General features: G+C 37.6%; 20 protein-coding genes and 1 pseudogene. 11 read left to right on the top strand and 10 right to left on the bottom strand.

Translation table 11 applies throughout. From position 1 onward, the window contains the following. Window positions 1–257: 257 nt before the first annotated feature. The 6 genes from tssH to AAC851_RS13520 are packed head-to-tail and all read left to right on the top strand — an operon-like array spanning window position 258 to window position 7,820. Window positions 258–2,924 (top strand): type VI secretion system ATPase TssH, encoded by a 2,667-nt coding sequence (gene tssH, locus AAC851_RS13545; RefSeq protein WP_161412311.1) that lies wholly within the window; start codon window positions 258–260, stop codon window positions 2,922–2,924. A gap of 27 nt (window positions 2,925–2,951) precedes the next feature. After that, a complete protein-coding gene (gene tssA / locus AAC851_RS13540; RefSeq protein ID WP_161412312.1) occupies window positions 2,952–4,049 on the top strand; it encodes a type VI secretion system protein TssA in 1,098 nt (365 codons plus the stop codon). Window positions 4,050–4,065: 16 nt separating this feature from the next. Then, window positions 4,066–5,430 carry a type VI secretion system baseplate subunit TssK gene (gene tssK, locus AAC851_RS13535; protein ID WP_151211701.1) on the top strand — a complete coding sequence of 455 codons (1,365 nt, stop codon included), beginning with the start codon at window positions 4,066–4,068 and terminating at the stop codon, window positions 5,428–5,430. Between the two features lie 10 nt (window positions 5,431–5,440). Beyond that, window positions 5,441–6,250, top strand: a complete 810-nt coding sequence (gene icmH / locus AAC851_RS13530) for a type IVB secretion system protein IcmH/DotU (protein ID WP_161412316.1) — start codon at window positions 5,441–5,443, stop codon at window positions 6,248–6,250. A 10-nt stretch (window positions 6,251–6,260) separates the two neighbouring features. Continuing rightward, on the top strand, window positions 6,261–6,860 hold the full coding sequence (locus AAC851_RS13525) for a hypothetical protein (protein ID WP_161412313.1): 600 nt from the start codon (window positions 6,261–6,263) through the stop codon (window positions 6,858–6,860). A gap of 3 nt (window positions 6,861–6,863) precedes the next feature. After that, window positions 6,864–7,820, top strand: a complete 957-nt coding sequence (locus AAC851_RS13520) for a M15 family metallopeptidase (protein WP_161412314.1) — start codon at window positions 6,864–6,866, stop codon at window positions 7,818–7,820. Between the two features lie 231 nt (window positions 7,821–8,051). On the opposite strand, the gene AAC851_RS13515 is transcribed toward AAC851_RS13520, so the two are convergent. Next, window positions 8,052–9,467 (bottom strand): aspartate ammonia-lyase, encoded by a 1,416-nt coding sequence (locus tag AAC851_RS13515; protein ID WP_161412315.1) that lies wholly within the window; start codon window positions 9,465–9,467, stop codon window positions 8,052–8,054. A 135-nt stretch (window positions 9,468–9,602) separates the two neighbouring features. Between AAC851_RS13515 and AAC851_RS13510 the strand changes: the two are divergent. Then, window positions 9,603–10,502: pseudogene (locus AAC851_RS13510) on the top strand (LysR family transcriptional regulator). A gap of 145 nt (window positions 10,503–10,647) precedes the next feature. Here the strand turns inward: AAC851_RS13510 and AAC851_RS13505 are convergent. After that, window positions 10,648–11,952: a dicarboxylate/amino acid:cation symporter gene (locus AAC851_RS13505; protein ID WP_100833906.1), complete on the bottom strand. Its 1,305-nt coding sequence runs from the start codon at window positions 11,950–11,952 to the stop codon at window positions 10,648–10,650. A gap of 451 nt (window positions 11,953–12,403) precedes the next feature. Next, a protein-coding gene (locus AAC851_RS13500; RefSeq protein ID WP_340600449.1) for an IS3 family transposase occupies window positions 12,404–13,629 on the bottom strand; the annotation gives its coding sequence in 2 pieces (ribosomal slippage) (window positions 12,404–13,290 and window positions 13,290–13,629; 1,227 coding nt in all). A 257-nt stretch (window positions 13,630–13,886) separates the two neighbouring features. On the opposite strand from AAC851_RS13500, the gene AAC851_RS13495 reads away from it, so the two are divergent. From AAC851_RS13495 to chrA, 4 genes are all read left to right on the top strand, one after another. After that, window positions 13,887–15,164, top strand: coding sequence for a tyrosine-type recombinase/integrase (locus tag AAC851_RS13495; protein ID WP_340600959.1), 1,278 nt, complete (start codon window positions 13,887–13,889; stop codon window positions 15,162–15,164). 73 nt (window positions 15,165–15,237) lie between these two features. Further along, complete coding sequence (locus AAC851_RS13490; RefSeq protein WP_005058259.1) at window positions 15,238–16,116, top strand: toll/interleukin-1 receptor domain-containing protein; 879 nt, start codon at window positions 15,238–15,240, stop codon at window positions 16,114–16,116. A 337-nt stretch (window positions 16,117–16,453) separates the two neighbouring features. Next, window positions 16,454–17,374 (top strand): chromate resistance protein ChrB domain-containing protein, encoded by a 921-nt coding sequence (locus tag AAC851_RS13485; RefSeq protein WP_334009883.1) that lies wholly within the window; start codon window positions 16,454–16,456, stop codon window positions 17,372–17,374. 2 nt (window positions 17,375–17,376) lie between these two features. After that, the gene (gene chrA / locus AAC851_RS13480) at window positions 17,377–18,729 is read left to right on the top strand and encodes a chromate efflux transporter (protein WP_257736397.1); all 1,353 of its coding nucleotides are present in this window, start codon (window positions 17,377–17,379) and stop codon (window positions 18,727–18,729) included. A 52-nt stretch (window positions 18,730–18,781) separates the two neighbouring features. Here the strand turns inward: chrA and AAC851_RS13475 are convergent, their stop codons facing one another. The 7 genes from AAC851_RS13475 to AAC851_RS13445 all read right to left on the bottom strand — a co-directional run bounded on the left by AAC851_RS13475 (window position 18,782) and on the right by AAC851_RS13445 (window position 26,756). Continuing rightward, window positions 18,782–18,907, bottom strand: coding sequence for a YHYH domain-containing protein (locus AAC851_RS13475; protein WP_000733641.1), 126 nt, complete (start codon window positions 18,905–18,907; stop codon window positions 18,782–18,784). 89 nt (window positions 18,908–18,996) lie between these two features. Then, window positions 18,997–20,304 (bottom strand): MFS transporter, encoded by a 1,308-nt coding sequence (locus AAC851_RS13470; RefSeq protein ID WP_334009892.1) that lies wholly within the window; start codon window positions 20,302–20,304, stop codon window positions 18,997–18,999. Window positions 20,305–20,385: 81 nt separating this feature from the next. After that, window positions 20,386–21,024 (bottom strand): transmembrane anchor protein, encoded by a 639-nt coding sequence (locus AAC851_RS13465; protein WP_087548237.1) that lies wholly within the window; start codon window positions 21,022–21,024, stop codon window positions 20,386–20,388. 11 nt (window positions 21,025–21,035) lie between these two features. Beyond that, entirely contained in the window at window positions 21,036–21,749 is a 714-nt protein-coding gene (locus tag AAC851_RS13460; RefSeq protein ID WP_087548238.1) for a HupE/UreJ family protein, read from the bottom strand. A 41-nt stretch (window positions 21,750–21,790) separates the two neighbouring features. Beyond that, window positions 21,791–22,126, bottom strand: coding sequence for a hypothetical protein (locus AAC851_RS13455; RefSeq protein WP_340600957.1), 336 nt, complete (start codon window positions 22,124–22,126; stop codon window positions 21,791–21,793). A gap of 11 nt (window positions 22,127–22,137) precedes the next feature. After that, window positions 22,138–25,266, bottom strand: coding sequence for an efflux RND transporter permease subunit (locus AAC851_RS13450; RefSeq protein ID WP_334009900.1), 3,129 nt, complete (start codon window positions 25,264–25,266; stop codon window positions 22,138–22,140). A gap of 11 nt (window positions 25,267–25,277) precedes the next feature. Beyond that, the gene (locus tag AAC851_RS13445) at window positions 25,278–26,756 is read right to left on the bottom strand and encodes an efflux RND transporter periplasmic adaptor subunit (RefSeq protein WP_340600956.1); all 1,479 of its coding nucleotides are present in this window, start codon (window positions 26,754–26,756) and stop codon (window positions 25,278–25,280) included. Window position 26,757: the final 1 nt, after the last annotated feature.

Genomic DNA, 26,757 nt, shown 5'->3' with positions numbered 1-26,757 from the left:
ACATAGAAAGTCAATACTAATTACGTTTTATAACATTAATGGATTATTTTGATTATATTATGCAATTATTTTTTTATGAATAGACAGAATTTTTTTGTTTAAAAGTAACAACTTTTGTTGTAGAATAATCTGTACACTCAACAAGTGTTTACATAAGTTTTTGATTTTATTCAGAAAATATATTTTAGATATAACAACAATATCAAGTCAAAACTTACTTAGCAGGGCTTGGTATTCAAAATTATTGTGAGTAATAAATGAGTAATTTAAAAGTTTTAATCACAAAACTATCATCTCCTACTCGTTCCGCATTAGAAAAATCTGCAAATTATTGCATTAACCAATTGAATTATGAGATTGAAATTGAGCATTTATTTGTAGAGTTATTAAATCAAATACCTGCAAATGATTTACAAATTTTATTAAAAAAAAATAATATCTCTTCTGAAGCTTTAACTAATGATTTAAAAGAAACTATTGCTTCATTACCCAAGGGAAATACCCGCACTCCAATTTTTGCAAAATCAATTGTAAAATTATTTGAACAAGCATGGTTATTAGCATCCGCCGAACAAACACCTGTTATTCGTAGTAGCCATTTAATTATTGCTTTGCTCACTGAGCCCGATCTCCAACAAATTGCTTTCCGAGCATCGAGTTTATTTGAGCTATTTCCAATCGATACCATGAAGCACAAGTTTTTAGACATGTGTGGTAATAGCAGTGAACATACCCAAATTGAAAATAATAAAACTGACGAAACTCAGTCTGTAGAAGCCTCGTCAACAATACCAGCTAAAACACCCGCGCTAGATCAATACACCATCAACCTGACCACGAAAGCACAAAATGGACAAATTGACCCTGTCATTGGTCGTGAGTTCGAAATACGTTTAATGCTTGATATTTTGATGCGTCGCCGCCAAAACAACCCTATTTTGACGGGTGAACCAGGTGTAGGTAAGACCGCAGTTGTAGAGGGTTTGGCCTTAAAAATTTCACAAGGTCTAGTCCCAGAAGCATTGCAGAATGTACAAATTCATGTGCTAGACATGGGTTTATTGCAGGCTGGTGCCAGCGTCAAAGGTGAGTTTGAAAATCGCTTAAAACAGGTTATCCAAGAAGTACAAGCCTCAACGCACCCGATTATTTTATTTATTGATGAAGCACACACTTTGATTGGTGCTGGTGGTCAAGCTGGGCAAAATGATGCAGCCAATCTACTAAAACCAGCTTTGGCACGTGGTGAATTAAGGACTATCGCAGCGACCACATGGGCTGAATACAAACAATATTTCGAAAAAGATGCAGCGCTAAGTCGTCGCTTCCAAGTCGTTAAAGTAGAAGAGCCAACTGAAGAAGTAGCGATCGACATGTTACGCGCCATGATTCCAGTCATGCAGAATCATTTTAATTTAAGTATTGATGATCAAGCGATTATTACTGCAGTACAAGCTTCTCATCGTTACATTAGTGGTCGCCAACTACCAGATAAAGCAGTCAGTGTTTTAGACACAGCTTCTGCACGAGTAGCACTCACTCAAAATGCACAACCAGTTATTCTGGATCAGCTTAAAGCTCAACACCATAACTTAAAACTTGAACAGCAAATCATAACCCAAGAGCATCAACAATTCCCTATACATCATGAACGCTTAGAAGCACTCAATCAGCAAATTTCAACATTAGAATCTGAGATTCTAGATGTAGAAAAACGTTGGAAACAGGAACTCGAATTCGTTAAACAAATCCAACAGCTCAATCAGCAAGAAGAACAACCTGAACTGAAACAAAAAATCTCTGATCTAAGAACAGAGCTCACTCAATTACAAGGGCAAAATCCTTTAGTTTTTGAGCGTGTTACATCTCAAATTGTGAATGAAATCATTTCTGACTGGACTGGTATTCCTGTGGGGAATATGGTCAATGATGAAATCAAACAGATTTTAACGCTTGAGGATAAACTTGCAGAACGTGTAATGGGACAAGATTATGCCCTGCATCAATTAGTTCAAGGCATTAAAACCTCCAAAGCAAAATTGGAAGACCCGAATAAGCCACAAGGCGTATTTATGCTGGTTGGGCCAAGTGGTGTTGGAAAAACAGAAACTGCTCTGGCATTAGCCAATGAACTATATGGTGGTGAGCAACATTTAATTACGATTAATATGTCTGAATACCAAGAAGCACATACTGTTTCATCTTTGAAAGGCGCGCCTCCAGGTTATGTTGGTTATGGTCAAGGTGGGGTTTTAACCGAAGCCGTACGTCGTAATCCATATAGTGTTGTTTTGCTCGATGAAATTGAGAAAGCGCATAGTGATGTACAAGAATTATTTTATCAAGTGTTTGACAAAGGTACGCTTGAAGATGGTGAAGGTCGTGTGATTGATTTTAAAAACACAACCATTTTACTGACCTCAAATACTGGTTCCAGTGCGATCATGCAAGCTTGTTTAAATCAACCCGTAGAAGAATGGCCAACTGCTGAAGCATTGCTTGATCACTTAAAACCAAGTCTCTACAAACAGTTCAAGCCTGCTTTCATCGGTCGTATGCGTGTTGTTCCATATTTTCCATTGCATGACGAACTCTTAGTCAGAATCATTAAACATAAACTTGGGAAAATTGTTGCTCGAATCGAAAAACAATATGCCACCAAAGTTGAGTATTCTGATGATCTTGTAGAATTGTTATTAAACCGCTGTACTGAAGTTGATAGTGGTGCCCGAAACGTAGACAATATTTTGAACTCAACTGTTTTACCGTCTCTTGCGACCGAAATTTTAGTTGCTCTAGCTGAGCATAAATTACCGAAATTAATCATTATTGATACCAAAGATGATGATATTAGCTATCAATTAGACCCAGTTGCTAAAGGAACTCGTAAGCGTTCAAGTAAAAAAAACAAAGCTGATGTTTAAAATATTCAAGATTGAGCCCAAATTGTTATGAAAATGGACATACTCCCATTACTGACCCCAATTGATGATCAGTCACCTTGTGGTGAAGATTTTTCATTTTCCAATGAGTTCCACACGATAAAAAAAGCGAGAACTCAAGACGATGTTTTACTCGACCAAGGCGATTGGGTCACTGAGCCGAAACAAGCAGATTGGGATTATGTTTCATCTACTTCTATTGAACTACTTCAGTATAAAAGTAAAGATATACGCTTGCTAACATGGCTTTCTGAGGCTTGGGCAAATCTTTATGGGTTTGAAGGCATCGCAAAAAGTCTTGATTTAAGTCATCGTTTACTTGAACAATATTGGTTAACCATCCACCCAGAAGTAGAAGATGACGACTTAGATCAACGTATTGGTTTATTACAAGGCTTGATCAATCAACTCCCTCTGTTGATTAAGAAAGTACCATTAATCAATACCACACCTTTTTATCATTTATTGGATTATGACAATTTTCTTTATCATGAAAATGTGCGTCGTAAACAAAGTGATGATTATGATAATTCAAATAGTAATAACGAGCTTGAACAGTTTGAGCAAGCTTTATCGAATACCGATGTCTCTTTCCAGTTTCAAAACTATCAACATTTTAATGATATTTTGCAGCAATGGTCAGTACTCAAGAATGTGTTAGATGGTTTGCTAGGTTTGGATTCACCAAGTTTTGCAGCAATTGATTCCAGCTTGGAAAGTATCCACCAAACGCTTAAAAAGATATATAAAACTGAATATTTTGGACAATCAACTCAACCACATAACCCTGAAGTTGAAACTCAAAATATTCCAATTGAAAAACCTGTGATGTCTCAAACGACTACAGTACAAAATACCATGTCTTTCCAACCCCAAGTTCAATCTCATATTGAAAATCGCGAACAAGCGATGCGCGTTTTGCAAGAAATAGCCACTTATTTCCAAAAAAACGAGCCGCATAGCCCTGTGAGCTATATGTTGCAAAAAACCATAAAATGGAGCCAAATGCCGCTACATGAATGGCTTGGTCAAGTCATCAAAGATGAACATCCATTACAAATGGTACAAGATATGCTCGGTGTTCAACCCAAGAATGAATATGAATAATTACTGGTAAATTGATATGTTTAAAGCAGAAAAAGTTCTTTGGGGTGAAGGTTTATTTTTACGTCCACAGCACTTCCAAATCCAAGATACCTATCATGAACAACGCTTAAATCATACGATCCGTGCGCTCGTTCCCTATGCCTATGGTGTTCAAAAACTTAAATTTGATCAGGTACAACTTTCAACCCATATCTTAGCTTTAGAAGAGGTTGAAATCATTTGGCAAGATGGTGAAATTTACCATGCTCCTGCACAAGATTTACTCCCTGAACCCTTATTATTGGATGATCTCAACCTAAAAGGTGAGATGGTTGTTTATTTGGCACTCCCAATTCTCCAAGCAAATAAGAAAAATATTGCGGATGAGAAAGGCTCGCTTTCTAGTCGTTATCATAATTATCTCTCAGAAACACACGATTTATTTACCGATGCCAGTCCTGCAGATCTCAGCCTATTGCGTCGTCGTGCTGAGTTCAAACTGCTTGAACAGCACATACAACCGAGTCAAACTTTAGATGGCTTCTTGTATTTGCCAATTGCCAAAATAAAACGTCAAAGTTCTGGTACGTTTGAACTTGATCCAAAATTTATTCCACCTATTTTGCATGTTGCGGCTTCGGATGCTTTGACCAGTAATCTCAAGCGCACACTGAATGTGATTAAGGCAAAAATCAAAACTATTCAGAGTAACAACCGAGAAAATGAACAGAAGCTCATTGAGTTTCGCTCTGGTGATATCGTTTCTTTCTGGCTAATTAATGCATTAAATACAGCTTATGCTGGATTAAATCACCTATTCCAATATCCTCAAATTCATCCTGAGCGTCTATTTTCAGAATTATTACGTTTAGCTGGATCACTGCTTACCTTTTCTAGCAATTATGACGTTGATCATTTACCTCATTATAAACATCATCAATTGCAAGACAGTTTTCAGCAACTCGATGTGATTTTACGGGATCTACTAGATACCATTATCTCAAGTCGCTACTTCAGTATTGCCCTAAAAGAAACTCGCCCATCTTATTGGGTTGGCAGCCTTGAATCAGACAAGATCACGCGTGATACTCGTTTATATATCGCAGTTTCAAGCAGTATGATGCAAACCCACGAACTTATTCAAATCGTGCCACTACGCTTTAAAGTGGGAAGTACCATTGATGTTGAACAACGTGTCGTTGCGGCATTACCCGCTGTGCCTATCCATCATTTGATGCAAGTTCCAACCGCAATTCCTGTGCGCTCCGGGGTAAGTTATTTTGAAATTGAGCCACATCATGAGCTCTATCAACAAATGCTGGAATCAGAGTCTATCTGCGTGTACATTCCCGCTGGTTTCCAAGATATCAGTATCGAACTTATTGCTGTAATGAATAGCTAAGAGAAGAATGATGACTCAACATCCAACAGGCATCCCCTCTTTATTTGATGATGGTAAAATTGGTTCTGGCTTACCCGCAACCAATCTACCGCAGAATAAATCCCAGACCACTAATCTCATTGATCTATTACACGATGGATTCTATTTGGTCTTTTTGATTCGTAATCGCTATATTCCTTCAAATCCGAGTGATTTCCGTAGCAAAATTTTGGAACTATTAAATCGTTTTGAGCAACAAGCAAAACGTCTGCAATTCTCAGCAGATGACATCCATGATGCAAAATATGCTTTTTGTGCTTTGATCGATGAAACAATCGCGACACAACAAGATCCTGCCTATTTCAACTTACAAAATACTTGGTTGATTAGTCCGTTACAGCTGAGTTTATTTGGCTCTCAATTAGCAGGTTATCGTTTTTTTGAGATCTTAGAGCAGCTGCGTAGCCGTGGTAAAGATCGCTTAGCTGCATTAGAAGTTTTTCATTACTGTTTATTGCTTGGTTTTCAAGGTAAATATCGACTTGAGTCTATCGAAAGTCTCAACCATTTAGTTGCACGTGTTGGCGATGAAATTGATTATCTAAAAGGTAAAAAGGCTGCATTTTCACCATTTGCAGCGATTCCTGATCAAATCAAGCATATTATTCATCACGAATTGCCATTTTTTTGGATTTTAATTTTCTTATTGATGTTTGCTGCACTCAGTTTTGCTGGACTGAAATTTATGCTGTCACAACAAAATCAAAGTGCACTATCCCCATATCAAAATGTGATTTCGGCACCCGCTGAAGAAGCGCATATTACAATCCATTTACCGTAGTTGACGACACATGACTCAGGAAAGACCCACTTCTTTACGCATATTACAGACGAATAAAAAAAAGAGTTTATCTCCTGTAATTTATGTATTTGTCGGATTTATTTTAGGCGTTATTTTCAGCTTAATTATTTTTTTTGTATTGTTCCAAACGCAATCCAGTGCTCCTGTAGAAACACACGAGCAGACTGAGCCCTATTCAACACCAACAACAAGCACACAAAGCTCCATAGAAAATGTGAGCAATGTAGCGGAACAAGTCCAACACGAAAATACTGAATCTGAAGAAGATAGTAGTTTTACCCAACCTCAAGATACAGATTTAAATAAATTTTTCCAACACTCAGCAACTGCCACACCTACAGATCCATCACATCGCAGCTCTCCTTTTGCAAATGAGCCAAATGGAAATAAACCGGTACCAGCAACAATTTCAAAACCGATTCAGCAAAAAAATACAGCAACAACTGGAGCGGAAAAAACCAAAAAAGTAGAAACTGAACCCACAAAAACTACTGCGCCAAAAACAGCAGAACCAGAAGCTGAAGCGCCGCAGGCATCTGTACAAATTAATGTGACTCAGCGACCATTTACTGTTAATGAACTCAAATAACGAATGATTTGGTTTATTTCGATTAGCTTTTTGCTTGTCATTATTGTACTGACGTTATTGATGTCATATGAATTACGCTCCAAGTGTATTCATTTATTGCGCTCACTACTTCCACAAAGCAAAAAGAAAATTGCGAATGCGATGCAATTTGCTGAAAACATGCATCAAGCTGCCGCTCCTGAAAAGTTGCAATCGCATTGGCATATACAGCAATGGTGGATTTTAATTGCAGGATTTTTTTTATTTTCCAGTATTTTAATTTTTGCTTTTACACGTCCAATAAATTCGACTCGCATCGAAGCAGAATATTTGAAGCAAACTGATCCACAAATTTATGCGTTATTGAATGGTGAAATCCTCAGTCCACCACCAGAAGTTGATGAAACACTTATTCAAGATGCATTAATTGAAGCAACCCGTATCGAGCAGGAATATCATGCTCAACATAGTGGCTCAATTGATGCCTCACAAATCGAGAGTCCTATAGCACATGCACACGGTGCGCTTGACAGTAGCCTAGTTGATCGTAAGTGGGACAAGATGAATCCACGCTATAAACAACGTTTACTCATGGTCTTTAAGATTATGAAAGAACAACATGGCTATGAGCTTGTCTTACTCGAAGGCTATCGCAGCCCCGCTCGACAGAATATGCTAGCAGGAAATCCCAATACCACACGTGCGAGAAGTTACCAAAGTTATCATCAATTTGGTTTAGCTGCAGATGTTGCGTTCAAACGTAACGGTAAAGTGGTAATCAGTGAACGTGACCCATGGGCAATGCGAGGCTATGAACTTTACGGTCAAGTAGCTGAATCTGTCGGCTTAACATGGGGCGGACGTTGGAAATCAATCAAAGACTATGGACATACTGAATATCGTATGCCTGGTTTAAAGAAAACCAAAGAAATGGCTGAATTGCTTACTTCAGAAGGTCAACTCAATAACACGATTTCTTAGTGTTTACTTAAATTGCAGCTATGACTTGAATCATGGGCACAAACGACGCAAACAAAGTATTAAACACGGATAACGTGACCTTTTATCAAGACTGATAACACAGCTTGGGGAAGGAATAGCTTGATTTCGTCAAGCATAGAAATTAAAAATGGCGTTAAAGAATTTAATCTTTAACGCCACTGAATCCAATCGACTCATTTATCTCAGTTTGATGACACAAACCAAGCTCGATTATGCAGATTGCTTCGGATGTACCATGTTTTTTACAGCCAAGATATCTGCCAAAACTTGATCAGAAATTAAGTTTTCTGCTTTGATTAAAGCCAATACACTTTGCCCTGTTTCATTGGCCTGTTTGGCAATACGTGTCGTTGTTTCATAACCTAGGTACGGATTAAGTGCTGTCACAATCCCAATTGAGTTTTCAACCTGAGATTGGCACAGCTCAGCATTGGCACGAATCGTATCAATACACTTTTGCTGGAACATTTGCATGGCTTTGCCCAGCAACTCAATTGATTCAAATAACTTAAATGCAATCAATGGCTCCATCGCATTTAATTGCAATTGACCTGCTTCAGCAGCCAAAGTAATCGCCAAATCGTTAGCAATCACTTGATAACAAACTAAATTCATCGCCTCAGGAATAACAGGGTTCACCTTACCAGGCATAATTGAGCTACCTGGTTGGCGTGGTTCTAAGTAAATCTCACTTAATCCAGCACGTGGACCACTTGATAATAAACGTAAATCGTTGGCAATTTTCGATAGTTTCGTAGCAGTACGCTTTAAGAAACTTGAGAGTAAAACAAAGTCCCCCATATCAGATGTTGCTTCGATCAAATCAGGTGCGCTGCTAATCTTGCGCTGCGTAATTTCTGACAATGCTTGAATAGCATATTCACGATATTGAACTTCAGTATTAATTCCTGTACCAATCGCAGTTCCACCTAAATTCACCACACTCAAGGCATCAGGCATGATACGGTTAAGTTTATCCAGATCACTTTGTAAAGTCGCAGCAAATGCACCAAACTCCTGCCCTAAAGTCATTGGGACGGCATCTTGCAACTGTGTACGCCCCATTTTTAAAATATCTGCAAACTCGTTCGATTTCGCATTAAAGCTTGCAATCAGATTATTAAACGGCGTATTCAATTGTTCAATTGCTGAGATTAAGCCTAACTTGATCGCTGTTGGATAGACATCATTGGTTGATTGAGACATATTGACATCATTATTCGGGTGTAAATATTGATACTCGCCCTTTGATCGTCCTAAATACTCTAAACCAACATTAGCAACGACCTCATTTATATTCATATTTGTAGACGTACCAGCACCACCTTGAATCATATCCACCATAAATTGATCATGATACTGATTATTTATAATTTGTTGGCATGCATATTGGATTGCATTGTTTTTATTATCATCAATTTTATTTAATTTAAAATTTGAATGTGCACAAGCTGATTTTACAATTGCAAGTGCTTTAATAAAATGAGGAAACTGACTTAATTTACTTGAGCTTAAATTAAAATTTTCAATTGCTCTTAACGTTTGTACACCATAATAGCAATGATCTGGAATTTCTTTCAAACCTAATAAATCTTTTTCAGTACGTGTGTTAATCTTAATATTCATTTAAATAGACTCTAGATCTCGATAAATTTATATTAGAAGACAGCATCATTTTTTTCTAATGTAAAAAAATATTACTACATGCATTTTTTGCATAATAGATTATAATAGCTTATACGCACATATGAAGGATTGGTTATGACCTTGGAAATTCGATGGATTGAAGATTTAATTGCACTAGAACAGGAAAACTCAATTTCCCAAGCGGCAGAACTACGACATGTCACCCAATCCGCATTTTCGCGTCGAATCCAAAATATCGAAACAGCCTTAGGATTTCAAATTTTAAAGAGAGATAGTAAAACCATCGATTTCACTGAAGCTGGACAAGTATTATTGGCATCTGCCAAAAGCATACAACATCAACTTAACTCAACGATAAGCTACCTAGAAAAAAATATTAAAAACAATGAACTAAATGTAACTTTTGCAGTATCTCACTCCCTCATTACACAGTTTTTCCCTCGCTTTATTCACGATTTATCCCTAAGTCTTGAAGACTTGAAACTAGAAATTATCGCTGCAAATCTTAAACAAGGCATGCGTTTACTTACCGATGGATCATGTGATTTTTTGATTTGTTACTGCGATCAAAAAACACTTCAGCAATTAGACACATCGCTTTTTATTTTCCATAAAATTGTGAAAATGGACATCTTACCTGTGACGGCAGTATATAATGATGAACCTAAATATTCATTTAATCAGCTCTTTCCTTTATTAGCCTATAGCAAACAAGCCTATTTAAGAAAATGTGTAGATGAGGTTATTGAGAGTAATTTAAATTATAGAACACTGTATGAAACAGATAATGCGAGTGATTTAAAAGAATTAGTTTTACAAGGTTTAGGTATTGCATAGTTACCCAAATTACTTGTTGAAAAAGAGTTATCTGAAAATAAACTTAGGGTGATTAACCAACCCAATTTTCACACATCACAAGATATATATATCATCAGAAGAAAAATGATCATTTCCGAACGAATAAAATATATTTGGAACCTTCTAACAAATAGTAATATAAAATACACCATATGATTTATTTAAATTATATAAAAAATATCATTATACAAAAATCAAGATAACGGTTTTTATTTCATATTGGATCTAAAAATAGAAACAATTAAAAACCGTTATCTGCAATACAATACTTTTAAATAAGTAACTTAAAGAACTATCTCATTTAAGTATTGTCTGCTAATCGACTGACAGGAACAATTGTGTCAACAGTTACTTCATCAGTTTCTGTCTCTTCAGCATTATGCTTATCACCTTCTGTACGTGCAATCACCGCCGTCGCAATACTATTTCCAATCACATTGGTCGCAGTGCGTCCCATATCTAGAAACTGGTCAATTGCCAAGATCAGAAGAATACCCGCTTCTGGTAGTTGAAACATAGCAAGTGTAGATGCTATGACGACAATAGATGCGCGAGAAACGCCAGCAATGCCTTTACTGGTAATCATCAAAGTCAAAAGAATCAATACTTGTTGCGTAAAGCTCAGGTCAATATTATAAGCTTGAGCAATAAACAATACCGCAAATGCCATATACATCATTGAACCATCGAGGTTAAATGAATAACCTAAAGGTAAAACAAAGCTCGTCACACGTTTTGGAACACCAAATTTGTTTAATGCTTCCATCGTTTTTGGGTATGCTGATTCACTACTCGCTGTTGCAAATGCCAACATGGTTGGTTCACGTACTGCTCGCACCAATCGAAAAACGTCTTTTCTTAAGAAGATATAACCAAAAGAAATTAAAATCATCCACAGGATCAATAAACCAATATAGAACTGACCAATGAAAATACTGTAATCCAAGATTAACTTAGGGCCTTGCACTGCAATTGCCGATGCAATCGCTGCAAATACAGCAATGGGTGCAGCCGCCATGACATAGTCAGTGATACGAAACATGACGCGGCATAACTCATCAATAATTTTTCCAATTACAGTCGCACCAGTTTGATGTTGAACATAAGCCAATGCAGAACCAAAGAAAATTGAAAACACAAGGATTTGCAAAATTTCATTATTTGCCATCGCTTCGGCAAAGCTTCTTGGAAAAATATGGGTAATAAATGTCTGTAAACTTAAACTTGATGCACTAACTCCAACATCGACAACTTCTTTAGGAACACTTAGATTCATTCCTGCACCAGGTTGGAAGTAATTCGCAAGCCCCATACCGAGCAATAACGAGATAAAAGATGCACCTACAAACCAGCCCATGGCTTTTAAAGTAATCGATCCAAGTGAGGATGATTTACCCATCGAGATTAAGCCTGAAACAATTGTTGCAAACACCAGCGGTGCAATAATCATTTTGATTAATCTAAGGAAAACATCTGTGACGATCTTAAAATAGCTTGCAATATCTGTAGTCTGTACCGTACTTAAAGTGCTATGACATGCCCACCCGACTAATATCCCTGTGATCATTGCCACCAGAATATATTTGAGCAGCTTCTTTTGATTCATAATAATTATTCCTTCCCTATTGCACTTTGCATTTAGGTTATCCACCTATAAATTCCATGCCATACGGGCTTCATCGATTTAGCACTATAAGAAACAAAACCGCTGACGCCACTATCAGCAGTGGCAAGTTTTACTTTTTTTGAAAAAAAACGACAATGCAAAAATTAAATATTTCATGCAAATAATGCATATTTTTTAATGTTGATTACTGATATGTAGATTGGGCTTTGAGGATAGTTTTATTGATAATAACTGGTATAAAAAACAAACAATTCTTGTTTTATTCACCTGATTAATAAAGTAAATATTTACATATTTTGTATAGATTGCTTTGATCGATGTGTAATTAATCCTGATAACCAGACAAATTATGATTTTTTGTTAAGTAAGTTGAGGAGTAAAAGCATGTCCCGTCCTGAAATAGATTGACAGTATTTCATTTCAAACCGAGTTAAGCAATTAGCTCGGTTTTCGCTTTCTCATACATCTGATTAGGAGTAATCATATTTAAACTTAAATGCGGTCTGTAGCAGTTATAAATCACTATAGATTCCGAAATTAAATGGTCTAACTCCTTCATCGTTTTACATCGTGTAGTTAAGAACTCCTGTTTGAGTATGCCATTGATTCGCTCTGCTAAAGCATTTTGGTAACAGTCTCCTCCATCTGTCATCGAGGGACTTATACCGTAATGCTGTAGTGCCGATTGATATAATTCAGAGCAATATTGAGAACCTCTATCTGAATGATGAATCAGGGTTGTTGCTCTATCTTTTATAGACTTCATTGCCATATGTAAGGCTTGTACAACATTCTCTGCCCGCATATCACTTGATAACTTATAACCTTTAATTTGTCGGGTATAGGCATCTGTCACAAGTGATAGATAATGCACACCCTCTGCACTTTCAACATAGGTAATATCACTAACAAAGACTTCATTTGCCCGTATTGGAGAATAATCCTTTAATAAATTAGGATGTTTCTTCATCCAGTGTTTGCTATCTGTAGTTTTGGTATAGCGACGTTTAGGGCGTATCAATAAATCATTCTCTTTTAATACTTTAAATAACTGATCTCGACCAAACTTCAGTCCTTGTTCTAGCAATTTTGGTTTGATCAGCCAATAGAGTTTACGCGTACCGATACTTGGCATCAAATAACGATACTCCATAACCAATTCAAGTACTTGCTGAGTTTCCCGAGCTTTGATTTGAGCACGTTTTTCTGATTGATAGTAAGCCTGTCGGGTGATTCCTATCCACTCACAATAACGTGAGACATTTAGTCTTCTTTGGGCTTGCCAATCTTTGAAACGTGCTCGGTATACTTTTTTCCAAGATCTCTCCCACATTCTTTGTCTATGTGATAAATCACATCTTGGATAAATTCAGTTTTTAGCTTTTCTGCGGCTAATTGTTTTTCCAACTGGCGAATGCGTTGTTGAGGGGTGAGTTGGCGTTTTGAAGTGGAAGGCATAGCTTTAGAAGTCCAATCTTGTTGTCCGTACTTACGTAACCATGTAAGCACAGTTGATCTTCCTTGAATACCATATTTTGCTTGAGCTTGTTTATAAGTGATTTGCCCTTTTTCTACCTCATGGACAATCAGCATTTTAAAGGCAAAACTGTAATCTCGTTGTGTTCGTTTAACTCGTTGTTCTTTTTCATATTCCATAAAATAAGCCTCTTAAGGGGTAAACTTATTTCAGGACGGGACAGCACAGATAAAAAATAAGCCCTTGTAAAAACAAGGGCTTATTTAGATATTTGGCGGAAGCGGTGTCCGTCTAACAATAGTCCATAGCAATCCAACCCAATATTATAAAAATATATTTTTCAATAATTTAAAGTTTAATCCATCCAACTTTGTCTTGTCTATTCCAATCATTTCCAGTATTTTATGTGGGGTAGGTTGAGGGGTAACCAAAGATCATGCCAAAGAAATCTAAAGAGCTATCAGCACTCAGTGTAGCAAAAATTAAAACAACTGGTCGACACTCTGTAGGTGGTGTCGATGGCTTATGCTTGAATGTCGAAGGCAATTCTCGTGTTTGGATTTTACGTGCTGTTGTTGGCAAACGTCTCGATAGAGATGGAAAGTTAAAACCTCATCGCCGTGATATTGGTCTTGGTCCCTACCCTGAAGTTTCATTAGCTGAAGCCCGAGCTAAAGCAACTGAATTAAGATTACAAATACGAAATGGCATTGATCCAATTGCACATAAGCAGAAACAGCTTGAAAAATTGCATAGCCAAAAACTTCGTGACAAAACATTCATGGAGTGTGCGGAAGTTGTTATTGCCAATAAAACCCGTGAACTCAAAAATCAAAAGCATATTGGGCAATGGTCATCCACATTAGAAACCTATATCTATCCAACTTTAGGTAATCTCACCATTGGCACAATTACCAAAGTTGATATTGCAGAAGCTCTTAAACCAATTTGGATCGAAAAAAATGAAACAGCCAAACGTATTCGTGGTCGCATAGAAACTATTTTTGATTATGCTAAGGCTATGGGATATTTTGAGGGTACTAACCCTGCTGAATGGAAAGGTAATCTTGAGCCAATCTTAGGCAACTTAAAACAGGAATCGCGCCCTCATCCATCCCTGCCTTATGAACAAGTCGCTGAGTTTATTCAACACCTGAGACAGAAAAAAGGAATTTCGCCTAAAGCTCTAGAATTTGCAATTTTAACGGCCTGTCGTTCTGGTGAAATTTTTGGGGCGAAATGGCAGGAAATTGATTTTAAGAATAAAGTCTGGATTATTCCTAAAGAACGTATGAAAGCAGAAAAGGAACATCATGTGCCTTTGTCGAAAGAAGCGATAAGTTTGCTTGAATCAATTCAAAATCATACTCTAATTCAAGATTTCATCTTCCCTGCGCCACGGAGTGGTGAGATGCTTTCTGATATGTCTTTGACGACCCTAATCAAACGACTGCATGAGCAAAAGCTTAAAGAAAATGGCTTAGGCTATATTGATCCCAAACAAAACCGAGTCATTACAACGCATGGCTTTCGGTCTACTTTCCGTGATTGGTCGGCAGACAAAACAGATTACCGTAGAGAAGTGTGTGAACATGTTCTCGCACACAAACTTCCAGATAAGGTTGAAGCTTCTTATTTACGTGGAGGCTATTTAGAAAAACGTAAAGGCTTAATGGCTGATTGGGCAGAGTATTGCTCTACGCTTACACAATGACGTAATACATAAACCTTGTATTTAACCCAACCAAATAATAATCTTATTCTTTAATATTTATCATTGAGCCAACATGTCAATACAAACTATAAGCAGTACCATAACAAGATTAAATAAGGAGTTAGCAGATATTACCCATCGAATGAGCTTAGAACAGAAAAAGGGAGCTGATATAATTTCTAAAATTTTACAAATTCAAAATTCTATCGGGAAGACAACTAGCCCTTCTACATTAAAAACAAAGTTAACAGAAATTAGTCGGAAAGAACAAGAAAACGCTCGAATACAATCAAAACTTTCAGACTTGCAAAAGAAGAAAACTGATATTGACAATAAGCTACTGAAAGAAAAACAGAACCTTATAAAAGAAGAAATACTGGAAAGAAAAAAATTAGAGGCTCTGACTAAAAAACATCAGAAAGACGAAATTGAACATCAAAAGAAACTGAAACGTGAAATTGATGCTATTAAGGCTTCTACCCAATACATTACTGATGTTTCAATACCATCTTACAACAATACAATACCTGAGATTGAACCAGAATATGATTTGTTTATTTCACACGCTTCAGAAGATAAAGAAGATTTTGTCAGACCACTTGCAGAGACATTACAGCAACTTGGAGTAAAAGTTTGGTACGACGAATTCACGTTAAAAGTTGGGGATAGTTTGCGTCGTAAAATTGATAGTGGTCTCCGAAACTCTAAATACGGTACCGTTGTTCTTTCAACTGATTTTATAAAAAAAGACTGGACCAACTATGAACTTGATGGCTTAGTAGCCCGTGAAATGAATGGTCACAAAATGATTCTACCGATTTGGCACAGAATTACTAAAAATGATGTTTTAGATTATAGTCCGAATTTAGCTGATAAAGTCGCCTTAAATACTTCTGTAAATAGTATTGAGGAAATTGCCCATCAATTAGCTGATGTCATCTTAAATCGATAAGCACCTTCTAAGAGTTAAAATTTTGACTGAGATTTACAAATAACCTAATTCTCAGTCAACTTTTGCACACCCTGCAATTTAAACAATTTGCAATCAATAATTTAACTATAACTAAAACAATTTTTCTTTGATAAGTAGTACTAAACTCACAAATATTGAAGTGTGCTGAAACAATATATAACCAAATAATTTATATAAAATCATAAACTTAAAAAACACCTGCTCTTTAGTCATTTCCGCGCTTTAATATTTCTTCTGATATAAGAAATCACTTCTTTGTATTTGTCCTTTATTTTTTTATTTGTAATATATTAAACAAATAAGTTGAGTATATTACATGAAAATATCCTTACTCATATCCTCACTGCCTACGCAGAACACAACCACTCGGATGAGAGTCTGGCGATCTCTCAAAGCAAGTGGCGCAGCAATTCTAAGAGATGGGGTCTACTTACTCCCTATTTCCCATAGTGAAAAGTTTGATCCTATTACTAATGATGTTATCTCAGAACAAGGGACTGCTTATGTATTTCACGCAGACCAACCTATAAATCTTGAATTAGCTCCTTTCTTCAATCGAAAAGAAGAATACGATGTCCTCTATAAACAACTCTCTGAGTTGAGAGATCGACAGACTAAAGATGAAAAGAAAGAGCTACTCAAGCAAGTTCGTAAACTGAGAAAAAGTATCGATGCACTTGTAGAAATTGATTATTACCCTGATGAGACTCAAGCTCAGGTTTTAAATGAACTATCTTCATTAGAGCTTTCAATTGCACGTATTGGTGAAGCGAATGAACCTCAAGCAATACAAGCTCATATCCAACTATTAAACAAAACTAGTTATCAAAATAGAACTTGGGCAACACGTAAACGACCTTGGATTGATCGTCTGGCCTCTGCGTGGCTAATCAAGACATTTATTGATACTTCACCAACATTCATTTGGTTAGAAACGCCGAGTGACTGCCCACAAGAAGCATTAGGATTCGATTTTGATGGTGCAACTTTCAGCCACATCGATCATTGGGTGACCTTCGAAGTTCTTTTACATAGTTTTGATCTAGAAACACCCGCATTAAAGAAAATCGCTGAAATTGTTCATTACCTTGATATAGGTGGTATTGAACCTCCTGAAGCGCTTGGTATTGAAAAAATTATTCAAGGCATTCGAAGTCAAATTAGCAATGATGATCAATTATTTGAATTGTCCAACCATATTTTTGATGGCTTATATGCCAACCTTTCAAGAGAATAATCATGGAACAAGAACTGATTACACCACCAGAACCTGAGATACTGCCTGTTTCATTTTGGCAGGCTTTTCTGTTTTGGCTTAAATTAGGGTTTATTAGTTTTGGTGGACCCGCAGGCCAAATCGCCGTCATGCACCAAGAACTTGTTGAACAAAAACGTTGGATTTCTGAAAAGCGTTTTTTACATGCTCTCAACTACTGCATGTTACTGCCTGGGCCTGAAGCACAACAATTAGCAACCTATATCGGTTGGTTGATGCATAGAACCGTTGGTGGATTAGTTGCAGGAATCCTTTTTGTATTACCCTCTCTATTTATCCTGATTGGTCTGTCATGGGTCTATGTGAAATTTGGTGATGTCCCTATTATTGCTGGTCTTTTTTATGGGATTAAACCTGCCGTTGTTGCTATCGTTTTTCATGCAACGCACCGAATTGGTAGTAAATCATTAAAGAACAAATTCTTGTGGATGATTGCTGCATTAGCATTCGTTGCGATTTTCTTTTTTAACCTACCCTTCCCTTTGATCGTTTTCACTGCGGCTATTATTGGATATCTAACCAGTAAAAAATATCCGACCCTGTTTTCTGGTGGAAATTCACATCAACAAAGTAAAAAGGATTATGGTCGGGCTTTAATTGACGATGATACACCTACACCAGAACATGCAATATTTAGTTGGAAACGATTAGGCAGTATTGTGCTCATCGGTGGTCTACTATGGTTTATTCCTATCATTAGTTTAAGTTTAACTCTTGGATGGGATCACTCGTATACACAAATGGCTTGGTTCTTTACTAAAGCGGCACTTCTAACATTTGGTGGTGCTTATGCAGTATTACCTTATGTTTATCAGGGTGCTGTAAATTTTTATGGTTGGTTGAGCCCAACTCAAATGATTGATGGTTTAGCTCTTGGGGAAAGCACCCCAGGTCCTCTAATCATGGTTGTAGCATTCGTTGGCTTTCTAGGTGCATTTAATCAGGCATTATTAGGCTCAGAGCATCTATTCTTAGCAGGGGCTATTGGGGCAACGATAGTTACATGGTTTACATTTTTATTTTCTTTCATATTTATTCTGGCTGGCGCGCCTATCATTGAATCAACTCATAATGAATTAAAATTTACTGCCCCATTAACTGCAATCACTGCTGCCGTTGTTGGTGTAATTCTTAATCTCGCACTCTTCTTTAGCTATCACGTATTATGGCCAAATGGGTTTAGTCATCCCTTCAACTATGAAGCTGCTTTAATCGCAATTGCTGCATTTATTGCCTTATTCCATTTTGAAGTCAAAGTCATGTATGTCATTTTTGCTTCTGCACTATGCGGTCTAATCTTGCACACAGTCATATAACGATTTTATTTTTTGAAAAAATAAAGAGTAAGCTTAGGCTTACTCTTTTTTATTAGTGGCAGTGACGATCCCCTGTTTTACTATTCGTGTGACATCCCGAAGAATCAGTACCACCTGAATGAGCAAAAGCATTTGTTACCGCAAGCCCCATTAAACATACCAAGATTAGTTTTTTCATATTGTTTCCCTTTTTTATTGAACGATAAAACAAGTTTGAAATTGTACAACAAATAAACGATGCACTTCTAATCCATTAGTCGAAAAGAATTATTTAGGCCATTTTTGATGGTAGTCATCAATCACATATTCATGCACATGCACACCATTGATTTGATGCTGAATCACATGTTCGTGGTCTGCGGGTAAATCATCATGGCTATGTGCTAGAAAATCTTCATCTTTAGTTGTCCATAAGCGTAATGCAAGAATGAGAGCAATAATTGCAATAACAGCCATCGGAATAAAAGTCTGTAATGTGCCTATATTCGTACTCAACCATCCAACCAATGGATAAGTGATCAGCCAACAAGCATGGGAAAATGCAAATTGGGCTGCGAATAATGACGTTCTATTCTCACTTGATGCAGACTTGCGAATCAAACGACCTGTAGGTGTCTGTGAAACTGAATATCCAATACCAAGGACAAACCAAAGTGCTAACAAACCATTATAAGATGCAATCAAAGAACCACTGAATAATCCAATCACAAGAATTGTAGTTCCCGTCAACATAACAGAACGATCAGGAAACTTATCCAATATCTTTGGCAAAACAAAAGCAGATAACATTGATCCAAGACCAAATAAACCAAATGCCCATGTCGTTGCATTTTCGGTAAGCTTAAATGTCGATTGAACCAATACAACAGTATTTACAATTACAACAGCACTCGCCGAAGCAATGGCTAAATTTAAAGCAAGCAACGCCTTAAGTCTTGGCGTATTAAAATAAATTTTAGCTCCCTGCTTTATACGGCTATAAACACCTCTAAACTCAGGCACTTTGGCGACTGGTAATTTTGCACTTACCACAAACAAAGCAGAACCGATAAAACCTAATACTGTTCCTAAAAACAGATTATGGTAGCTCATGACAGTGAGTAAGAAGCCTGCCAGTATTGGACTGATAATATTTTCCAAATCATAGGCTAAGCGAGACAATGACAAAGCATTGGTATAGTCCTTTTCTTCAGGCAGAACATCTGGAATCATTGCCTGAAATGTTGGCGTAAATGCAGCAGATGCAGATTGCAAAATAAAAATGAGAATATAGATTTGCCAGATTTGTGTCACAAATGGTAGGCACAATGCTGTTAATGCTCGGATAATATCTAATCCAACCAATACCTGTTTTCTTGGTAAGCGCTCTGCAAATGCTGATGCTATAGGTGCTACACCGATATAAGCAATCATCTTAATTGCCAAAGCAATACCAAGAACTTGAGCAGCTTCTCCCTTGGCAATATCGTATGCCTGTAAAGCTAGGGCGATCGTGATTAACCCTGTTCCAATGAGTGCAATCACTTGGGCCAAGAACAAATGCCGATATGTGGTATTTTTTAGTACTTCTAGCATTTTATGGATTCCTTTTTAGAATCTGACATCTATAACGATTAAATCTCCTTGGAAGACTATTCCAAGGAGATTGATTAAAGCTTAAAAGACTTTCTTCATTTCACTAAACTGTCCTTCTACAAGTAGAGTTACAGTCACTGGATTTTCTGTACGGTTACGCCAGAACCAACCATGTTTACCATCAAAAGCTGCTTTTAAGACACCTTGTTGAGTTGTCTCATTCTTGCCTTTTCCATAGCCATGATAGAACCCTTTAGAGGCATTTACGGGATCACCATGAGTATCATAGTTAAGACCACCTCCTACAGCTTTCCAATCAAAGTTGACACTTGCACTTTGTGGCATCGTTAGTTTTACCTCTGTTGCCTGCCCAGGTTTTAACTCAATACTAATGCTCTCTTTATTAATCGCAGGCATGGTCATCTGAACAGTATCAATTGCCATTTGAGTCGGAGTTTCTACTGACATTTCTTCAACACTATTCACTACCTGTTGAGCATTGAGACCATTCACTGATTCTTGAGCGAGTGATTGTTTGATTTCACCCATTTTGGTTAAGCCAAGCACTTTACCTATACCCGTCGGATCAATCGCATACTCCGCAGGCATGACACAGGTAACCAACACGACCACAGCACTAACGGCAGCTATCGCTGTTGATTTAATTAACTTTCTTGATGAAGGTAATTCGATATCTTTTGGAATTTCAGCGTTATACATAATTTAGATCCTTATTGAGTAATGAAGCCAGTAAGTTGATAGCCAACAAGTAAAAAACCGAGGAACATGAGGAAAACATTGCTTTGATAGGCTGTTTTAAAGAAATATGGTGTCTTTCTCCAAAACGTCATCAATAACAAGATGATGCACAGAGCCATAAACTGACCTAATTCAACCCCAATATTGAATGAGATTAAATTTGCCAACAGTCCATCACTTGGAACCTCATATTCCTGAATTTTTACTGCGAGTCCAAAACCATGAATCAGACCAAAAATTAAAGTCGCTACTTTCATGTTTGGTTGAAAACCAAACCAACGCTGATAAGCCCCCAAATTATCAAGAGCCTTATAAACAATTGAAAAACCAATGATTGCATCAATGATGTAAGCATTTATCGAGATATTGTAATAAACACCCACTAGCATGGTAATCGAATGCCCAAGTGCAAATAGGCTGACGTACAAGCCGATATCTTTCATTCGATATAAAAAGAAGATAATGCCAACAAGAAATAATAAATGGTCATATCCAGTGACCATATGCTTCGCACCCAAATAGATGAATGGAATCACATGAACGCCATAAATTTCTTGAATGTAGCCCTTATCACCTTCTGCTACGCCATGAGCAAAAAGTGTAGGACTTGCCAATGTAATGAATAAAGTAAGTAATCGCTTTATGTAAGCACTTAATTTCACAATGTGTGAATCAATAATTTGCATGTATATCAAACTCCAAAATTTAAAATGAATTGAAAATCCATTCACTTTTTGGGCGGTTTAAAAATACGGCTTATCATCAAAAAAACATATTCTTTACACCAATCTAGAATCGATATCCCCTTTAATAGATGAGCTAAAGCAATCGATTTAAGTACGTCATAACCAACAAAATGTTCATAGTAGTTATCCTGATGACCATGTGAATGTTGTTGGCTGACCTCATGATGGTGCGAATGAATTGCGTCAATTGAAACGTGTCTCTGAAATTCATTTTCAGTTACATGCTCATTAAAGTGCAAACATAAAGCGAGACTGATCATGCAGACTAGCCACATCATCACAAATTTGCTTTGTTTATCTCGAAATATATTTGTCATTAAAGATGCCCCTAAACAACCTGTTCAGTAGCATCGTTTGATTTTCTTGACCAACCTTGGTTAAACCACACATATAAGGTCGGCAAAATAATCAAAGTCAGTAAGGTTGATGAAATAATCCCACCAATAACGACAGTTGCAATTGGACGTTGAACTTCAGAACCAATACCTACGTTTAAAGCCATTGGAATAAAGCCTAAAGAAGCCACTAAAGCTGTAATCAAAACAGGGCGCAGTCGTTCCATTGCACCATGTCTCACCGCATCAACGACACTTTCCCCTTGCATTCGAAGCCTTTGAATGGCAGAAACAAGAACTAAGCCATTCAGCACAGCCACACCTGACAATGCGATAAAGCCGACGGCAGCAGAAATTGAGAATGGAATATCCCGTAAAGCTAAAGCAATCACACCGCCTGTTAGTGCAAATGGTACGCCTGTGAATACCAAGACACTGTTTCTAACATTACCTAAAGCCATGTAGATCATGGCAAAGATCAGAATTAAAGCGATTGGAACAACAACCATGAGTCGATTCGATGCAGACTCCATTTGTTCAAACGTACCGCCCCAAGTCAACCAGTAACCCTCTGGTAATTTAAAATCTGCATTCAGCTTAGATTGTGCTTCTGCAATGTAACTACCAATATCTGTCCCACGGACATTTGCTGTGATAACAATACGACGCTTACCATTCTCACGAGAAATTTGGTTTGGTCCTTGAACATTTTTTAACTCGATCAATTCTGATAAAAGTACACTTGAACCATCAGGCAGATTTACAGGGACTTGATAGAGTTTTTCTAAATCTGTGACAGAGTTCTGATCCATTCGAACGACAATATCGAACTTTCGATCACCTTCAAATACCTTACCTGCTGTCTCACCAGTGATGAGGCTAGAAACCTGTTGCTGTACATCTTCAGCATCAAGCCCATAGTTAGCAATCATATCTTTTTTCAGCTCGACAGATACCATTGGTAAACCCGTCATCTGTTCAACTTTCAAGTCAGCAGTACCATTCACTCCCTCTAAAATTTTAGCGGCAGCATTTGCTGATTCGAGTAGCTGATCGAGATCATCACCATATATTTTCACAGCGACATCGGTACGGACACCTGAAATAAGTTCGTTAAAGCGCATTTGGATCGGCTGAGTGAACTCGTAATTATTTCCATAAACACCTTTAGCTACTCGTTCAATATCGGCAACGACTTCAGCTTTTGGTTTCTTTGGATTTGGCCATTCACTACGTGGCTTCAACATGACAAAGTTATCAGCTACATTGGGTGGAACTGGGTCAGTGGCGATTTCTGCTGTTCCAACTTTGGCAAACATGGTCTGAACTTCAGGAATTTTCACAATTTCTTTTTCAAGCGTGTATTGCATTTCAACGGCTTGAGTTAATGAAGTACCTGGGATACGCAAAGCATGTAATGCCACATCCCCCTCATCTAAAGAAGGTATAAATTCTGAACCTAAACGAGTTGCAAGACTTGCACTGAATATAAAGAATATTGAGACAATGGCGATCAGTAGATATCTGTGATTTAAAGACCAATCTAAAATCGGGCTATAAAACTTCTTAATAAAATGAACAATTTTTGACTCTTCTTCTTTAATTTCACCTGTGGTAACTAATGCCACCATTGCAGGGACAAAGGTAATTGAAAGAATCATTGCTCCAACTAAAGCCATAACAACCGTTGCAGCCATTGGTGTAAACATCTTGCCTTCAACACCAGTCAAAGTCATCACAGGCAGATAAACCAAAATAATGATCAATTGACCATAAAGAATCGCTTTTCGAGATTCCTTTGTTGCTTCAAACACAGTCGTAAAGCGTTCTTTTTGAGTCAGAATACGTCCTAACTCTTTTTGCTTCATGGCTAATTTAGCGAGAGATGCCTCGACAATAACCACAGCACCATCAACAATAATTCCGAAATCGAGTGCACCCAAACTCATTAAATTAGCACTGATCTTTTGGTTGACCATGCCTGTGATTGTCATCAACATGGATAACGGAATCACCATCGCCGTAATCAGAGCTGCACGGAAATGACCTAAGAATATGAAAAGCACCACAATGACTAGAATTGCGCCTTCAAGTAAATTCTTCTTCACTGTTTGAATCGTTGCATCAACCAAAGTTGTTCGGTTATAGACTGCTTTTGCTTCAACACCTTCAGGTAGCGACTTTTGAACCTGTTGTAGCTTTTGATCTACAGCATGAGCAACATTTCGAGAGTTTTCGCCAATAAGCATGAATGCTGTACCCAGTACAATTTCTTGCCCATCTTTGGTCGCAGCACCTGTCCGTAATTCATGACCAATCGATATTTTGGCAACATCTTTCAATCTGAGGATATAGCCATTGCTCGTCGTAATCGGAATATTCTGGATTTGCTCAATCGAGTTAATTTGAGAATCAGAACGGATTAAATACTGCTCACCATTTTTCTCAATGTACCCTGAGCCTCTGTTCATGCTGTTCTTAGAGATCGCCTCTAAAATCGCCTTTTGATCTAGCCCTATGCTACGTAAATATGCATAATCAGGCTGTACCACAAATTGCTTTAGATACCCACCAATGGTATTGATTTCATTCACACCCTCTACATTTCGAAGCTGAGGTTTAATGACCCAATCCTGTAAAGTTCTTAATTCAGTGGGTGAAAGTGGGTTTAGACTATTCTTGGCATTTTCAACGGTATACATGAAGATTTCGCCAAGTCCTGTGGAAACAGGACCCATTGAAGTCGATATGCCGCTTGGCAGTGTTGATGTCACGCCTTGCAATTTTTCATTGACAATTTGACGGGCAAAATAGATGTCCGTCCCTTCCTTGAATATCGCCGTGACCTGAGATAAACCGTATCTCGACACAGAACGTGTATATTCAAGATTAGGAATACCTGCCAAAGCTGTTTCAATCGGGTAAGTGACTTGTGACTCCATCTCCATAGGAGACAAGCCTTGTGCTTCACTGTTGATTTGGACTTGTACATTTGTGATATCAGGAACAGCATCAATAGGTAGTTTGAAATAGTTATAAACACCCAATGCAGCTACGAATAGGAAGATGATCAGTACAAGCCAACGATTCTTAATCGAAAGCTTAACAATTTGGTCAAACATGGTGCTACCCCTTAATGATCATGAGTAGCGCCAGATTTACCTAGCTCTGCTTTTAATAAATAAGAATTACCTGCCGCATAAACCTGACCTGCTTTTAAGCCTGACTTAACTTCAACAAACCCATTATATTTTTCACCCAACTCTAAAGGACGTGCTTCAAAGTCATTGCCTACACGAATGAATACCACATCCCAATCACGGAAGTTCTGTAAAGCATCTTCACGAACCACCATCGGCTTCAAGCTTTGATTTTCAAAAATATGTGCGGTGATCAATTGACCTGAACGCCATTTAAATTGGTTGGCAATTTCAACAAAGACTTGAGCAGTACGTGTTTTTGGATCAATGACATCACTGATGTATTTGATCGTCCCCAGTGCTTCTTCTGTGCCCGATTGAATTTGGGGTTTTACCGTCACCTTAGCATTCGGGTTAATTGTATTCAGCTTATCCGTAGGAACGTTGACTACTGCAAGTAATTGAGATGTATTGGCAATTTTAAATAATGGTGTAGCTGGTGTAACGTTTGATCCAACAGCCCCCAGCACTTGTAAGACTGTGCCAGACATCGCAGCCCGAACCTCAGTTGTACCGTTGCCTGAACCTCCATAAGAGCTGATTAAGTTATTCAGTTCATTTGCACTAGTTTGAGCGGCAGAAAATTCACGCTTTGCATTAATGTAGTCAATTTCAGGCGATACTCGTTTTTGAAATAACGTTCGTTCTTGCTCCATCTTCTTACGTGCAAATTGCAAATTATCCATTGCAATAGAACGCTCAGCATTTAAGCGAATCAAATCTTGGCTTTGTACTGTAGCTAACAAATCACCTTGACTTACTTTATCTCCAATCGTGCGATATGTTTTGATGAGCGTTCCGCTACCTTTCGGTGTGATAAAACTTTCAAAATTATCGGGGAACTTCAATTCTCCCTTTAACTCTAAAGCATTTTCAAACATCATGGATTCAACTTTTAAAAGCTCTAAGCCGCTGCTCTTGATACTACTGTCTAACATGGTGACACGACCTTCTTTTGTGTCCCATTTCCACGTATATTTTTTACCTTGATAATCAACATTGACAATCATCAAAAATGAATGTGGTTCATAGACAATTTCATTACCGATCAAGTAATCACTCTCTGGTTTAAATTGAATATTTTGCTCTGCATCCAAACGTTTGATGTAGACATTTGCCGTTAACGCTTCAGGTTTAAGCGGTTTATCTTTGAAATACCCATAAACACGGAGATGTGGTTCTACGCCCTGCTCAAAGATTTTCACTTCCGCTGAGAAATCGCCATCACGATATAAACGTCCACCATGAGGTCCTTTCTCGTCACCTGCTACTGCAACTTTTACTTCTGTTGCTTCCCCATGTGCTGAAGAAGACTGAGTCTTTTGACCTGTCTTGTACCATGCCACAGCACATAACACGACAAGCAAGGCAATAATGCCCGTAGCCATTAAAGTATTGGTTGGTTTATTCATA

The sequence above is a fragment of the Acinetobacter sp. HZNU-JH01 genome, assembly GCF_037996845.1.
Taxonomy (GTDB): domain Bacteria; phylum Pseudomonadota; class Gammaproteobacteria; order Pseudomonadales; family Moraxellaceae; genus Acinetobacter; species Acinetobacter haemolyticus.
This window is presented reverse-complemented; position numbering and strand designations above follow the sequence as displayed.

Coding starts and splice junctions, on each gene's coding strand:
- tssK (WP_151211701.1), top strand. CDS start 4,066: ATGTTTAAAGCAGAAAAAGTTCTTTGGGGTGAAGGTTTATTTTTACGT.
- AAC851_RS13525 (WP_161412313.1), top strand. CDS start 6,261: ATGACTCAGGAAAGACCCACTTCTTTACGCATATTACAGACGAATAAA.
- AAC851_RS13485 (WP_334009883.1), top strand. CDS start 16,454: ATGAAAATATCCTTACTCATATCCTCACTGCCTACGCAGAACACAACC.
- AAC851_RS13505 (WP_100833906.1), bottom strand. CDS start 11,952: ATGAATCAAAAGAAGCTGCTCAAATATATTCTGGTGGCAATGATCACA.
- chrA (WP_257736397.1), top strand. CDS start 17,377: ATGGAACAAGAACTGATTACACCACCAGAACCTGAGATACTGCCTGTT.
- AAC851_RS13515 (WP_161412315.1), bottom strand. CDS start 9,467: ATGAATATTAAGATTAACACACGTACTGAAAAAGATTTATTAGGTTTG.
- AAC851_RS13495 (WP_340600959.1), top strand. CDS start 13,887: ATGCCAAAGAAATCTAAAGAGCTATCAGCACTCAGTGTAGCAAAAATT.
- AAC851_RS13470 (WP_334009892.1), bottom strand. CDS start 20,304: ATGCTAGAAGTACTAAAAAATACCACATATCGGCATTTGTTCTTGGCC.
- icmH (WP_161412316.1), top strand. CDS start 5,441: ATGACTCAACATCCAACAGGCATCCCCTCTTTATTTGATGATGGTAAA.
- AAC851_RS13445 (WP_340600956.1), bottom strand. CDS start 26,756: ATGAATAAACCAACCAATACTTTAATGGCTACGGGCATTATTGCCTTG.
- AAC851_RS13475 (WP_000733641.1), bottom strand. CDS start 18,907: ATGAAAAAACTAATCTTGGTATGTTTAATGGGGCTTGCGGTAACAAAT.
- AAC851_RS13450 (WP_334009900.1), bottom strand. CDS start 25,266: ATGTTTGACCAAATTGTTAAGCTTTCGATTAAGAATCGTTGGCTTGTA.
- AAC851_RS13460 (WP_087548238.1), bottom strand. CDS start 21,749: ATGCAAATTATTGATTCACACATTGTGAAATTAAGTGCTTACATAAAG.
- AAC851_RS13465 (WP_087548237.1), bottom strand. CDS start 21,024: ATGTATAACGCTGAAATTCCAAAAGATATCGAATTACCTTCATCAAGA.
- tssA (WP_161412312.1), top strand. CDS start 2,952: ATGAAAATGGACATACTCCCATTACTGACCCCAATTGATGATCAGTCA.
- AAC851_RS13455 (WP_340600957.1), bottom strand. CDS start 22,126: ATGACAAATATATTTCGAGATAAACAAAGCAAATTTGTGATGATGTGG.
- AAC851_RS13490 (WP_005058259.1), top strand. CDS start 15,238: ATGTCAATACAAACTATAAGCAGTACCATAACAAGATTAAATAAGGAG.
- tssH (WP_161412311.1), top strand. CDS start 258: ATGAGTAATTTAAAAGTTTTAATCACAAAACTATCATCTCCTACTCGT.
- AAC851_RS13520 (WP_161412314.1), top strand. CDS start 6,864: ATGATTTGGTTTATTTCGATTAGCTTTTTGCTTGTCATTATTGTACTG.